We start from the raw sequence: 14,387 nt of genomic DNA, 5'->3' as shown, positions 1-14,387 counted from the left end.
TCTATTTATTCATTTCTTGATAGATTCTGTGATAATGATTGGCCTGAACCTTCAGATTATACTTTTCACCAATCTTTTTTGCTATTCCCTCTCTATTGAATTGTGCCAGGTTATTTGCACAAACCATCAGCGCATCCCGCAAACTCTCCAGCGTCAAATCCTCTGCTAAATACCCGTTCACTCCATTCTCAATTAAATCCTGCAGGCCACCAATTTTGAATCCTACAACTGGCGTTCCTACCGCCAGACTTTCCAGCATTACATTTGGCAGGTTATCTTCCCGGCTTGGCAACAGGTAGATGTCAGCAGCACTGTAAACCTGACTAATCTCTGATTCTGACTTGATACTCCCTAAATACCTGATATTTGGATTCTTCTCCTTACTTGGAATATTTCCAACTGCTATAAACTCAAATTTCGAGTTAATTGCCGGATCATTTACCAGCTGGGTTACAAAATCAAACCCTTTACGAAAACTTCTGATAGTCTCGGAGATGAAGAGTACTGTGATCTTGTCTAGAGACAAATTCATTGTTCTCTTAATGGGATCACCAGCGCTATATTTGAAGATGGACTGATCTATCCCGTTTGGAATCACCACATTGTTGAAGCGGGCGAGATTCTCTGAATGCAACGCCTCCTGCTGTATCCATTTTGAGGGTGAGACAATGGTCATATCAGCATCCCTTAGATGAGATAAGCCCAACTTTTTACATTGGTATTGTTCACCATCAATCTGATCCAAATGCCGGTTTCTCAAGCTATCCCCCTTATAGTGAAATCCCCCTTGAAAAGCATTCATATCATGCTGGGTCCAAACAATGGGCTTCTTTAATAAATTGAAAAACGTACTATAGTCCAAGAAATTTGGTACCCAGTGTAAATTGATGACATCGCTTTCTTGCACCAGCTCATGACTGGCCAAATGAGAATAGGAAGTTTTCGCAAAGGAGAAAAACTCAAAATGACCAGTAAAATTTCTATAGTTATTATCGTTTTTATGTTCAAGGGTTTGGGGAAACCCTAATTTTTTCAAAATTCTAATCAATAATAAACCAATACGATTTCCTTTTGGAAATTCGAAAATATCCCTTTCATTTCCGGAATTTCTATTCAAAACAAGCATCTTGCTTTGAACGCCTATTTCCAGCAGCCCTTTATGCAGACGGACTGCGGCTGTTCCTGCCCCTCCCCCATCAGAATAACATATGTGCAAAATCTTCATTACTTTACTTCCTTTGCTTTTAATGATTTATACATAAGCTTACCGATCGTCTGATCATAGAAAAGCTTGATTGGACTCCTGCCTTCTAAAAAAAACGTGCGACCATGGTAGGCATCAAAGTCATTCTCAAAGCGGAGGCCATCAGGTCCCATAGGCTCTCCGATAAACTCAGTGCGATCCCGGTGATGTGCACTGGTCGCCGAACTGAAGTGTTCACCCACATCACCAATATTGGTAATGAGGTTATTTACCGGGGTAATGCATAATCCATTGTTTTTGAATATGGCAAATTGCCACTGGTAATCCCATGTGTGTTTTGCCTGTTGATGGTAAACATCATTAAACATATATTCCCATCTTTTAATCAATGGAAAGTAGTTATCCAGTATTTTATTGAGCGCTTCAGTCTGGCTAAATTCAGGCCATGCTTTAATCTGAAAATCATAGCTTTCCCAAGCGCGCTTCCACGTTGCCCAGCCCCAGATATGTCCGTATCGACTAAAAAAATAATTTTTATCACCCTTGATTTGAAACTCTTCATTCCATCTGGTGCCTGCAATATGCATCACCCTTTGATCATCCTGATATTTCTCAAGCAATTGATCACAGAATGGAAAGAAAGATTGTGAGGGAAGGCAATCATCTTCCAGGATGATTAATCTATCTGTTGTTTCAAAAGCCCAATTTATTGCGCCCGAAACCCCAGCCCCACATCCTTGATTGGCTGTATTGAATTTCTTTATCACCTCACAATCCCAATCTATATCGTCAAATAAACTCCTGGTCTCATTGATCATTGGACTGTCCGTCGCATATTTTTCTTGCCTTGGTCCATCAGAAAAGACATAGAGCTTTTCGGGCTTATAATCCCTTATTGCCTCGAAAACATGTTTGGTGGTATCAGGCCTGCTGAAAGTGATTAGCAATATTGGAGTCTTTGCCATAATTTACTTATTGATTCAATAATACTGGTTTAAAGTTCCTAAACTTCTTTACGATAAAAATGCCCTGCAGAATGATCAGGAATAAATAGGATACCACAGATGCAAGCGCCACGCCGACCTGTTTAAAATAGATGCTTCCAATAAAATATGCCACAATACAAAATGCTGCTGTAGTTCCATTGATAAACAAGTGTAGCTTTGTAGCTTGAAGCGCATTGATAATGGCATCGAATATTGAAAATATAATCATCAGACCGCTGGTGATCACAAGAATATTTGCATAAAATACGGCTCCCGGATACCTGCCGTCAGTTAAGAAATTAATGGCCATCGGTGAGATTATCCAAAAGGTGATGATGCTTAATATGACTATAACGACCAGCAGTAGGGAAGTATTCTTGAGCTGGGTTACGTTTTTCTGACTCGCATATTTGTAGATATTGGGCTCAAAGGTTTGAAAAAACGGAAACAACGCGGTATATACATAAGTAGAGATACCCTTGCCGATATTGTATAATCCCATTTCTTTCGGGGCGCCCAGTCTTTCCAAAACGATATTATCAAACCCAATGATGGGTATATAGAGTAAGGAGGCAGGAAGCAGCGGCAGAATCACCTTTAAAGCACTTCTTAAGATCTTCCTGTCAATATGAAAGCTCAGACCTTTATAGATATGAATCAAAGAAAGCAGACAAAAGGCTACCTCTATGATTAAAAGACCTAGCATTCTTCCTGCTAGATTCATGTCCATTTCAATAATTAAATAAAGTCCCAGAAATGTCGAGAGAATCCTGTATCCTGATACAATGAAAAAATAGGAAAGCGGTTTTCCGCCCAGCCTATAGTTGATCTGCAGAAAATTTTTGTACACCCCAATCGATCCGGCGACAAAAGTCAATAGCGCAAATGGATACAAGGGAACCTGTGAATTTGACAATTTTAAGAAAAGCACTACCCCCGCGTAAACCAGGGGAAGAAATACAATGTTCCACAGCACTAAGGCTGAAGTCAGAGTTACCAAAACCTTTTTCCTATCCTGCTCTGCGTAATAAACAGACATGTAATAGGTGGTAAAAGAAAGACTAAAGAAAATATTTATAAATCCTACCAATGAGGTGTAGTAACCAAAATAACCAAACTCTTCAGCCGTTAGATACTTGGCAAATAAGGGAGAGGTAAATATCGAAACGCTAAAATTAACAATAGGAACAAGCAGATATACACCGGTAGTCCGTAATTTTGATTGAATTTCGGCTCTTTTGAATGTGTCGAATTTCAATGCACTTTTTAAATTTATCATAGACCCTGTCCTACCCATGCGCCATTAGTGAATCTATCGCAGCGAACCGATCAAGGGGATTGGTAAACAAGGATTTCATCAGATCATCTCCAGATAGTTGTTCACCGGAGTGCTTTTTATGTAGCGCGATAATGGTTTCAACATAATTTTCACGATCCTTGTTCAATTTCAACAGGGTCTTTTCCCTTATATATTTTGGATCGATCTGCCGCTGAATCATATTTTCCACACCTATTTTAATTGCCCTGGGATTATCATCCACAATTGCAGTGTACTCAGGATCATAATATTCAGATCTGCCGCCAGTGCTTTTGGTACTGACCACAGGAATCCCAGAGAGCATATACTCCAAACTTGCTAACATTGGACCCTCCTCTTTTGAAAGACATAATCCCACCCGTGATTCATTGAAAAGCCTGTTTTTTTCTGATACATTTTTCCAGTTTCTATTGAAATCCGCATGTTTCATTTCGGGATAGGCAGCATAGAGGTCGTTTTCTCTCTCACCTGCCCCTTGGGTATAGGTTAAGATATATAAATTCTCAATTTCTCGCGCCAGGCCAATTCTCTTGAAAGGAATAATCTGCGCGGCATAAATAGCGTCGAACCGCTTTTCCACATTTTCAACGAAATAATCCTTGTCATTAAGATATACATAGATTGGACACTTCATCCCAGGAATTTGAAAAATGTTCCGATAGCGATCCTCAGATGAAGAATTGCACATCATAATGGGTTGCACACCCAATTTCTTAAGCTTCCTGAAAAATAGTTTCTTCTCAACCATCTTATAAAGTTTTGCATGGTTCCATGTCAAATGGACGAATGCAATCAAATCTTCGCTGTTTTTATTTTTAGCGAGCTGCTCCAGGGCTTCATAATCCTGAATACCTATAATCTGGGGATGTTCACTTAATTTATATGCGCCTTTAAATAACATGATCTTACTTGAGTTTGGTTTACTAATTTTTTAAGGACTTTCGGCTTAAAACCTATTTCTAAAATCACTAAAAACTTGGGACACAATACTCTTTTTAGCATTGCTATAATAGGATTCATCATAACTGTATCCATAACCGTGTTTTACTCTTTCAATTGAATTGAACACTACATATGGGTTTCTCAGGTGATTTTCCTCCTTCAGCGATTTGAGAAAATCCATTTCTGATTTGCCGGTAAATCCTTGTCTAACGACATAAAGCGTTACGTCAACTAGATTTGAAAGTAATATTGCATCCGGCACCAAATGAACCGGTGGACTGTCAATAATCACATCATCATAGACTGCAGCCAGTTTTGTGATCAAATCCTTTAACTGCTTGGTTTCAAGCAGTTCCGATGGGTTATCTACGATCTGTCCACAAGGGATAACGTCTAAGAATTTGTTAATGCCACTATTTTGTATAATCTCATCAACACTGGCATTGTTATTTAAATAATCTGTTACGCCTTTTTTCTCATTCGATAACCCAAAATACTTCGCGATTTTAGGTTTTCTCATATCAAGCTCAAGAACAACAGTTCTTTTCTGCGCAAGGGAAAGCGTTGCAGCAAGATTTACAGTCGTAAAACTCTTACCCTCCTTTGATACACTGGAGGTTACCAAAGTTACCCTGCCAGTCTCTTTCCTATTATGCAGGTAATATAATTTAATCCTTAATGCCCTGAGCTGCTCACTGACCGCATTAACGGTAGTCCTGTTAATGGCAATGGGATCCTTTCCCCCCTGATAGGGAATCTCTCCAACAATTTTAACATCAGCAATTTTGGTAATGTCTTCTGCAACCAGAATTTTATCTGACAATGCATTTCGTCCGTAGATCAATCCTACCGGCATTGCAACCATAAATACCAATGACAACAGAAAAACAAAAGGTTTTTTGTTTTTTGGCGTCTCCGCATAAGCATCATCCACAATTCTACTATTGGAGAGATTGGAAGCGTATTTTACTGCGGCTTCCTCTCTTTTTTGAAGGAGATAGGTGTAAGTATTTTCCTTACTTAACTGTTGCCTTTTGATGTTTAACAACTGACGCTCTTCTGTAGGGATATCCCGAATAGAGGCTTCAAATTGATTGTTATATGACTGAAGTTTATTCCTGGCACTAAGCAAATTTTGTTTGATGTTTCTTACACTTTCTTGGATAACGCCTTTGGTTGTTTTGAGCTGCCTGTTGATGGGGTCAAATTCAGGATTTGTTTCAGGCATATTTGCGGCCATCTTATCATGTTCAAGTTGAATCACACTCAAGCGTTCAACAGCGCTAGACAGGGTCGCATCATTTATTCCGATTGTTGATGGAATCTTATTTCCCTCACGGGATGAATTTACATACTGCTCAACTCCATTGATCACATTCAGCTGAAGGTTGATTTCATTCAGCTTCGAATCGTTGGCCTGGAGATTTTGCAAACTGATCTCAGACTGGGAACTGATATCGGTTAAACCTTTACTGCTCTTAAAACCTTCTATACCTTTTTCTGCTGTAGAAAGTTCGTTTGTAAGCGAGGCCAACCGTTGGTCTAAAAACTCAAGCGTTTGCTTTAGCTCAGAGTTCTTACCCGTCGTTGCTGCAGAATAATAATTTGCGATGACAGCATTGAGAATATCTTTTCCCCTCTGCTCATTCACATCAGATACAGCTAAGTCAATAGATGTTCCAAGTTTGCTGGACAGGCTTGCCTCTATTCCCTTTTGCAAATCCAAGGCTTTGGTCCCAGGATCTGTAAGAGAAATGACAAGTGTTTTGCCCTTGGATGCTTTTAACTTTTGAGTTGGAACGAGTTTCCAGTTGCCAAATTTATCGTGATATTCCTGGTGAAATGAAAGGGCAGTTGACTTTCCATCCTTTGAAATTAGTTCAAAATGATTATTATCAATCAATTTAATCTTTATACCTTGATTGTTGAGATTGCCCTTAACACTCGTCATCACGAATTTAACCGGACTCTCCAGATACATATCCGTAGAGGTCAATGCATCATTTTTCGTAATTAATCCCTCTTTCTGGTAATAGGTTACCCAAAGCTGGAGGTCATCCACAATTCTGCTGAGCAGCTGCTTTGATTTTAAAACCTTGATTTCGTTTTCAATGAGATCAGGAGAGTTGGAGATACCAATTTCATCCAGCAGGTCATTCTTTCCACTACTCTGTTTGCTGTTATCCTTTACAATGATCGTTGCTTTAACATCATAGACTGGTTTATACCTTTTCAGATAAATGAAGGCAAGACCAATAGTGAGCAGGATTGAAATTAAAAACAACGGCCAGTGAAAAATATATCTATTTAATACAACCTTCCAGTTTTCGGTTTTTTTTGATCGTTCACCCAACATCATTGGTGCGAACTGGGCTTGTTGTGTACTCATAATTGCCTACCTGTATATATTAGAGAGAACAATGGCTATAATAGAGAGTCCGGACAAAACAAGCGTAGCTGTTCTATATCCCCGGTCGACGGTTGCGTATTTTGTACGATCTGGCTGCACGTATATTTCATCGTTGTTCCGGACATAATAATATGGTGATTCGAAAACCTTTTTTGAGGTCAGGTCGATGGGAATAAACTGTCTTTTTCCATCTTCCTCCCGCACCAAAATGATGCTTTTTCTCATCGCTGTGATATTTAAATCACCCGCTAAACTCAAAGCCTGGGTAATGGTGGTTCGTTCGTTCTGCAGGGTATAGACGTTCGGTCGCTCCACATCGCCATATACACTTACCTTAAAATTAAGGATACGAACATTGACTACCGGATCATTATAGAACTTTAAAAGTGCGACATTCATCTTTTCCTGAAGCTCAGTGGTTGTCAGCCCTTCGACTTTTAATGTTCCAATTACAGGGAGATGAACATTACCCTTGGTATCTACCTGATAACCTGGAATAGCATTTTGTTGATTATTAGGCTCATAACTGAAAATGGATGACGACTCTGGGGTTCTGCTACTCACCTTAATCGCTAAGATGTCGTTCGGTCTAATGGTCAATGGGGAATAATTTTTTACCTGATCGACGGTCGGCCCATTTCTTTCAAGATCTTGATAGTAGGGGATGTTTTTATATGATCCGCAAGAGCTCATGAGTAAAATCATGGCGGAAATCAATAAGAAATAATACTTATTCATAAATTAGGAGTTATAAATGTGAAAGATGTTTGGTGCATAAAAATCACCGTTACGAAAGTCCATCATTGGCGTTGTAAAATCAATAGCCCCAAAGGGCTATGATTACAATTTAGAGCAAAAAAGTATTATAAATACTACACCAAACCACACATTAGAACGGCATTAGAAAGTGTGATTTATTTATAGAAGAATTCGTTTTCAGACCCCAAATCGAAGTTCATAAGGTCGCTATTATTCTTCTAGGACACATTAAGGCCACATATTGGTCGTAGATGACTTTGCGACGCTCCACAATTTAACCTTCCTCTATAAAATCAAAAAATAACTCACCCTGGAAAATCGTTTTCTTGCCAAAAGGTTGACTGTATCAGCTTAATCGCATAGAATCCTTGCGGGCAAGATTGGTTTACTATATATTTGTCCTATTGAAACTTGAGAATTGAAAACACTTATTTCGTTGCAAAAAAATAAATGTTTTAATATATAACCTAAATGATCCTGCGCTTTCTCTTGAAAAAAATACGCTCATTCTCCAAACGTTAACTCAACCAAATCTCTGATGAAAAATATTTTAGCGGCTTTACCACCCCTTATACCAGGCAATGCTTATCTCCGATTTTGATGTTATGAAAATTTTATACTATCATCGTTTTTTAAAAAGCACAGAAACGAACGCGCTACCGGGTCACTTCTTCAATGGTGTATTGGGGATGGAAGAATTCGGTATAAAGGTTTCTTATCTTGAAAATTCTTATTTGGGAAATAGAATAATTTTAGCCATTAAGGTTGCTATACAAGTTATTTTCCAAAGTGAATCATTCGATTTGATTTACGGAAGCACTCCATATGGTCTTGAACTTGTGGTATTACTCAGAAGTCTGGGATTGTTTCGAAAACCTATTGTAGTGTGGCACCACAGGGCGATCAAGCCTGCCAGCAAACCACTAATCAATCGATTACTTAAACTATATTACAGTGGCTTTGATAAAATCCCGATGTTTACCACTAAACACATCGAAGAAAGCCAGCGTGCAAACCTGATAGAAAAAAACAAAATGATGCAGATACAATGGGGTCCGGATGCAGAGTATTTTGATCAGATTATGATGGGTAAGGAAAAGCCCCTTAATACTACCTTTTGTTCTACAGGAAGAGAAAATCGTGATTTCCCTACCCTTATTAGTGCTTTCTCCAAGTTGCCTCAAAGCAACCTAATAATATATACTACCAAAGTTCACGGAAAGATGAACAATGAAAAATTATTGATGGATTATGCCAAGCGGTATCCGAACGTAGATTTCACCCTAGTTGACACCAAAAACTCCAATAAGTTTCTGGCAAATGAAGTTTACAACAGCCTATGCGCAGTAGTATCCTGTAATGAGCACAACTATACCGTTGGCCTGACTTCCTTAGTGGAGGCAATGGCGCTCAAAACCGCAATTATAACCTCAGATAATCCTTACTTTCCATTTGATGTAGAGAAAGAGGGCTTTGGCATTAAAGTTAAATATAATGACGTGGAAGGATGGACCAAAGCGATCAATTACCTGACAGAAAACCCGGAAATCGCAAAAGAAATGGGATTGAAAGGCAGAAAGTTTGTGGATGAGAAATACAATCTATTGCTTTTAACTTCCAGTATAGCCAGAAGTTTCTTCCAAGTTTTAGGCCAACCATTGCCAGCTGGCTTAAAAGCGGCTGAGAAATCAACCTTACAGGCAAGCTAAGTGCATTTAATAAAAAAAATCCTAGCATGATCAACCAATGAGTAAAAGCAATGACGGGGTCACGCATACAAATTTTCTCCATTTCTAGCTCGCTATGAGCAACATTCATTAGTGCTACTTCATTCAGCTAGTCTCCAAAGACAACTCAACATGTTGATAAACATTTTCTGCAACGGAAGGCGTTAGTTAATAGGTCTCTACTAATAAGTCGAGGTGTCTTTTTCCATCATGCAGCCTGACCTCATTAGTTAACACAGCCCTCTTATCCAGGAAAAATACGCAGGGCAGATTCAACATCATGAGCAGCACGCTGAGAACGCCTTTTGTTTTGCAGGCCAACAGCTACCACCGACCACTAATATCCCGATCATAAACGCACTGCTCACTTAGCAAAAAGGATCTATTTTATTACCCCATACCTATCAGTTAATTTCATGTGCCCATTATTTTGGTTTAAAGAAATTAGCCAAACGAAAATAAAAATATTCCCAGAAAAATTACGGCCATAAAAGTTTTTAATCGCCGCTCGATGATAAATTAAACGTCATCTACTATGGGTTGCCGAAATCTTGTTAAGCGCTCAATGAAGGGTATTAATGCGCTTGTTTTTCTGTCACATTCTAGTATTAAAGGGCTATTGTCTTGGCCCTAACGTTGGCATAATTTAGTACTATGTTCTAAAACCCAATAATTACCCTCTAGGGTATTGCAAGAAGTTTTAAGAACGCAAAGCAATACAAGCACAAACTTAATAATCCACCTAAACCCAGAACTAACCAAATAAAGAATGCCTGTGATTTTAAGAGAAAATAAATGGTAGGGAATTCAAAGTAGCAGTTAAAAAATCAAGTATAAAGTATGAAAGCAGTAATTATGGCGGGTGGATTCGGAACCCGTATCAGCGAAGAGAGTGGTGTTAAACCCAAGCCCATGGTGGAAATTGGTGGAATGCCCATTTTATGGCATATCATGAAAATATATTCATGCCATGGCATAAATGACTTTATTGTTTGTTGTGGTTACAAAGGCCATGTCATCAAAGAATATTTCGCAAATTATTGCCTTAACAATTCAGATGTAACCTTCAACATGAAAACCAATTCCATGGAAGTCCATAAAAATGCGACAGAACCGTGGAAAGTGACATTGGTAAATACTGGCCACAACTCGATGACTGGGGGCAGATTAAAAAGAGTAGAAAAATACCTAGACAACGAAACTTTTTGCATGACCTACGGCGATGGGTTAAGTGATGTAGATATTACTCAATCCATCAACACACATAGAAAAAACGGCAAATATGCCACGCTGACTGCTGTTCAGCAACCAGGAAGATTCGGAGTATTCAACTTACCTGAGGGTGAAGATCTGGTCGGATCATTTCAGGAAAAACCAAATGGTTCAGAAATGCCCTGGATCAATGGTGGCTTTTTTGTACTGGAACCAGAAATCTTTGATTACATCGAGGATGACAATTCGGTATGGGAAAAAGAAGCCATGGAAAATCTGGCAAAGGATGGTCAGCTAGCCGCCTATAAACACACTGGATTCTGGCAACCGATGGATACCCTTCGTGATCGAACAGTTTTGGAAGATCTTTGGCAACAAGGAATTGCGCCATGGCATTGGGAATCCCTAATGCATAAAATTGCTTCCACTGAAATCAGCGCATTATAGAAACCCTTATCCAAGCAAATAAAAATGAAAATACTTATAACCGGAAACATGGGCTACATCGGCCCGGAAGTCATCACCCTGCTGCGTAAAAATCACCCAAAGGCTATATTAATCGGCTATGATATGGGCTATTTTGCATCCTCACTTACAAACGCAGCGTTTTTTCCAGAGAGTCAATTGGATCAACAAATTTTTGGAGATGTAAGGTACTTGGGTGCTGAGCTTCTCGATGGGATAGATAAGGTAATTTACCTGGCCGCGATTTCCAATGATGCTATGGGTAATCGCTATGAGGAAGTGACCTATGATATCAACTATAAAGCTGCCATCAAAATAGCCACGGTTGCGAAAGCTGCTGGCGCAAATGCATTTGTATTTGCCTCAAGCTGCAGCATGTATGGGAAGGCTGATGGTCCTGCAAAAACTGAAACTTCCGAGCTTAATCCACTCACCGCATATGCAAAATCTAAAGTTTACGCAGAACGTGACCTGGAAGATCTGGCAAGCGATGAATTTACTATCACTTGTTTAAGATTTGCAACCGCGTGCGGAATGAGTTCAAGGCTTAGACTTGATTTAGTTTTAAACGATTTTGTTGCCGGGGCGGTAAGTTCTGGGAAAATAAAAATCTTAAGCGATGGTAGCCCATGGAGACCTCTGATTCATATTAAGGATATGGCCAGAGCAATTAATTGGGCAATCGAGAGAAAAAAAGATTGTGGAGGTGAATTCCTGGCTGTGAATGCAGGCAGCCGTAGATGGAATTACCAGGTTGTGGATCTGGCCAATGCAGTAGCACTAGCCATCCCTGGCGTGGAAATCGATATCAATAAAAATGCCACACCAGATGAAAGATCATACAAAGTAGATTTTTCTCTGTTTGAACAACTGGCACCAGAGGCTCAACCCCTTTGCAATCTAGAGGACACCATCATGGAGATCTACAACGGGCTGGTCAGTATGGAATTCGACAACGTTAATTTTCATAACTCCCCGTTTATGAGGTTGAGAATATTAAATGCATTGCAGGAAAAGAATCACCTAAGTGAAGATTTGCAATGGAATTTTAAATCTGTCAAAGTCGCAGAAAGCGAAGCGGTAAACATTTAATCAAAGATCCAGATGGAATTTATAGAAACAAAGCTGAAAGGCGCATATATCATAGACATTAAACCCATAACCGATGAACGCGGTTTTTTTTCCAGATCATACTGCAGCGATGAGTTTAATGAATATAAGCTAAACACAAATGCTGTTCAGAACAATATCAGCTTCAACGAAAAAAAAGGTACCCTCAGAGGAATGCACATGCAGAAGGCTCCTTTTGAAGAGACGAAATTAGTTCGTTGCACAAGGGGATCCATTTATGATGTGATTGTGGACATGAGAGACGGATCCGACACCTACAAGCAGTGGATTGGCGTTGAGCTGACAGCGGATAACTACAGAATGTTATATGTCCCCGAAGGATTTGCACACGGCTTTATCACCCTTGAAGATCGTACTGACGTTTCATACCAGGTCACCCAATTTTACACACCGGGATTTGAGCAATGTTTCCGTTGGGACGATCCATCCTTTGATATCCAGTGGCCGATTGAACCTGTTGTAATTTCAACCAAAGACCAAGCACATCGGTTAATAAACGACGGTATTGGTGAACCAAATATTTGATAATACTAAAATTAATTTTTATGATAATTGTTGATAATGCGCTGGCAAAGCTGGCGGCCCAAAATAAATCCATCAAAGTTGGCATCGTGGGTGCAGGCTTTATGGGCAGGGGTATAGCGCTTCAGATTTGTAAATATGTTCCAGGAATGGAATTGGTTGCCATTTCAAATCGAAACATAGAAAAAGCAAAATACGCCTATAACCAATCAGGCGTAGAAGAATGCGTGGAAGTAAACAGCACCGAGCAGCTGGACAAAAATATCCTCAATGGCGTGTATAGCATTACTACGGATCCGACGCTACTATGTAAGTCTGCCGGTATTGATGCCATTATAGAAGTTACCGGTGCCGTCGAGGCTTCTGCCAGAGTGGTACTCTGCGCAATAGAAAATAAGAAACATGTTATATTAATGAACGCTGAACTCGACGGTACAGTCGGGCCGATCTTAAAAGCATATGCGGATAAGGCAGGTGTAATTCTGACCAATGCAGATGGCGATCAACCTGGCGTGATGATGAACTTATATCGATTTGTCAAAGGTCTGGGCGTGAAACCAGTACTTGTCGGGAATGTTAAAGGCTTACATGATCCCTATAGAAATCCCCAAACACAAAAAGAATTTGCCGAAAAATGGGGACAAAACCCTGTCATGGTTACCTCTTTTGCAGATGGAAGCAAGATTTCCTTCGAACAGGCTATTCTGGCAAATGGTACGGGCATGAGAGTGGCAAAACGGGGCATGATCGGACCGACAGTTCCATCAGGAACACATCTAAAAGATGTATTGGATAAATATCCCCTCGAAGAACTTACAAAAGGACCAGGAATAGTAGATTACGTTGTGGGTGCAGAACCATCTCCAGGGGTATTCGTAGTTGGCACCCATGATGACCCAATTCAACAGCATTACCTTAATTTGTACAAATTAGGCGAGGGACCGCTTTATTTATTCTACACTCCTTATCATTTGTGCCATTTTGAAGTGCCACAGACGGTTGCCAGGGCGGTATTATTTAAAGATGCAGCATTGACTCCTTTAGATAAACCATATGTCGAGGTCGTTACCGCAGCAAAGGTGGATCTAAAAACTGGTGATATTTTAGATGGAATTGGAGAATTTATGAGCTATGGCTTATGTGAGAATGCGGACACTACTGCACTTGAAAATTTACTTCCATTAGGGGTTGCGGAAAACTGTATTTTGAAACGGAATGTTGCAAAGGATCAAGTGCTCACCTATGATGATGTAATTCTACCTCAAGGGCGATTAATAGATAAGTTACGAAAAGAGCAAAATGAACACTTTAAAATGCCAACTCATCAACAGGCTACAAAGGTTAAGTCAAATCCTATAGTAGGTGCAATCTTAAAATTTATAATCTAAAAATAGGGGGCTGCATTATAGTGCAGTCTCCTATTGTTAAGACCCGAACAATAAAAAGTTAGTAGTAACAATGAATAACCAAGACGTTATTTATTTGGAAGTTGAGTGATAAATATATCGGGCCAAGAATTTAATCATATCCATCTTTGATTAATACTGAAACTTACTTATAATTACTATTGATACTAGGTTAAGGCTTAATAAAGTTAACAATTATTTGGTTTTGATCCCATGGCAAACTGCAACATAGCTTAGAATATTTCCCGTTTCCCATAAACGAAGCCACTTATGTTTAATTCTCTTTTAAAATTCATTACATGTTA

The 14,387-nt window shown here is 39.4% G+C and carries 11 protein-coding genes; 5 read left to right on the top strand and 6 right to left on the bottom strand.

Annotation, left to right across the window (positions count from 1 at the left end; all coding sequences use genetic code 11):
• Position 1: 1 nt before the first annotated feature.
• Genes AC3ITD_RS20965 through AC3ITD_RS20940 form a run of 6 tightly spaced genes read right to left on the bottom strand, consistent with a single transcriptional unit; the run spans position 2 to position 7,598 of the window.
• Positions 2-1,225 (bottom strand): glycosyltransferase, encoded by a 1,224-nt coding sequence (locus tag AC3ITD_RS20965; protein ID WP_489362639.1) that lies wholly within the window; start codon positions 1,223-1,225, stop codon positions 2-4.
• Positions 1,225-2,169: a hypothetical protein gene (locus AC3ITD_RS20960; protein ID WP_489362638.1), complete on the bottom strand. Its 945-nt coding sequence runs from the start codon at positions 2,167-2,169 to the stop codon at positions 1,225-1,227. Before AC3ITD_RS20960 ends, AC3ITD_RS20965 begins: the two co-directional genes overlap by 1 nt.
• Positions 2,170-2,176: 7 nt before the next feature.
• Complete coding sequence (locus tag AC3ITD_RS20955) at positions 2,177-3,448, bottom strand: lipopolysaccharide biosynthesis protein (protein WP_489362637.1); 1,272 nt, start codon at positions 3,446-3,448, stop codon at positions 2,177-2,179.
• 31 nt (positions 3,449-3,479) lie between these two features.
• The gene (locus AC3ITD_RS20950; protein WP_489362636.1) at positions 3,480-4,409 is read right to left on the bottom strand and encodes a glycosyltransferase; all 930 of its coding nucleotides are present in this window, start codon (positions 4,407-4,409) and stop codon (positions 3,480-3,482) included.
• A gap of 45 nt (positions 4,410-4,454) precedes the next feature.
• Positions 4,455-6,839, bottom strand: coding sequence for a GumC family protein (locus AC3ITD_RS20945; RefSeq protein WP_489362635.1), 2,385 nt, complete (start codon positions 6,837-6,839; stop codon positions 4,455-4,457).
• A gap of 6 nt (positions 6,840-6,845) precedes the next feature.
• On the bottom strand, positions 6,846-7,598 hold the full coding sequence (locus AC3ITD_RS20940; RefSeq protein ID WP_265797539.1) for a polysaccharide biosynthesis/export family protein: 753 nt from the start codon (positions 7,596-7,598) through the stop codon (positions 6,846-6,848).
• Positions 7,599-8,224: 626 nt separating this feature from the next.
• On the opposite strand from AC3ITD_RS20940, the gene AC3ITD_RS20935 reads away from it, so the two are divergent.
• The 5 genes from AC3ITD_RS20935 (at position 8,225) to AC3ITD_RS20915 (ending at position 14,064) form a co-directional block, all read left to right on the top strand.
• Positions 8,225-9,328: a glycosyltransferase gene (locus tag AC3ITD_RS20935; protein WP_489362634.1), complete on the top strand. Its 1,104-nt coding sequence runs from the start codon at positions 8,225-8,227 to the stop codon at positions 9,326-9,328.
• A gap of 858 nt (positions 9,329-10,186) precedes the next feature.
• Positions 10,187-11,005 (top strand): glucose-1-phosphate cytidylyltransferase, encoded by an 819-nt coding sequence (gene rfbF / locus AC3ITD_RS20930; RefSeq protein WP_489362633.1) that lies wholly within the window; start codon positions 10,187-10,189, stop codon positions 11,003-11,005.
• 24 nt (positions 11,006-11,029) lie between these two features.
• Entirely contained in the window at positions 11,030-12,115 is a 1,086-nt protein-coding gene (locus tag AC3ITD_RS20925; RefSeq protein ID WP_489362632.1) for an NAD-dependent epimerase/dehydratase family protein, read from the top strand.
• 12 nt (positions 12,116-12,127) lie between these two features.
• On the top strand, positions 12,128-12,679 hold the full coding sequence (gene rfbC, locus AC3ITD_RS20920) for a dTDP-4-dehydrorhamnose 3,5-epimerase (RefSeq protein WP_489362631.1): 552 nt from the start codon (positions 12,128-12,130) through the stop codon (positions 12,677-12,679).
• Between the two features lie 20 nt (positions 12,680-12,699).
• Positions 12,700-14,064 carry an NAD(P)H-dependent oxidoreductase gene (locus AC3ITD_RS20915; RefSeq protein ID WP_489362630.1) on the top strand — a complete coding sequence of 455 codons (1,365 nt, stop codon included), beginning with the start codon at positions 12,700-12,702 and terminating at the stop codon, positions 14,062-14,064.
• Positions 14,065-14,387 lie beyond the last annotated feature (323 nt).

It is taken from the genome of Pedobacter sp. KH_004 (assembly GCF_057840755.1).
This window is presented reverse-complemented; position numbering and strand designations above follow the sequence as displayed.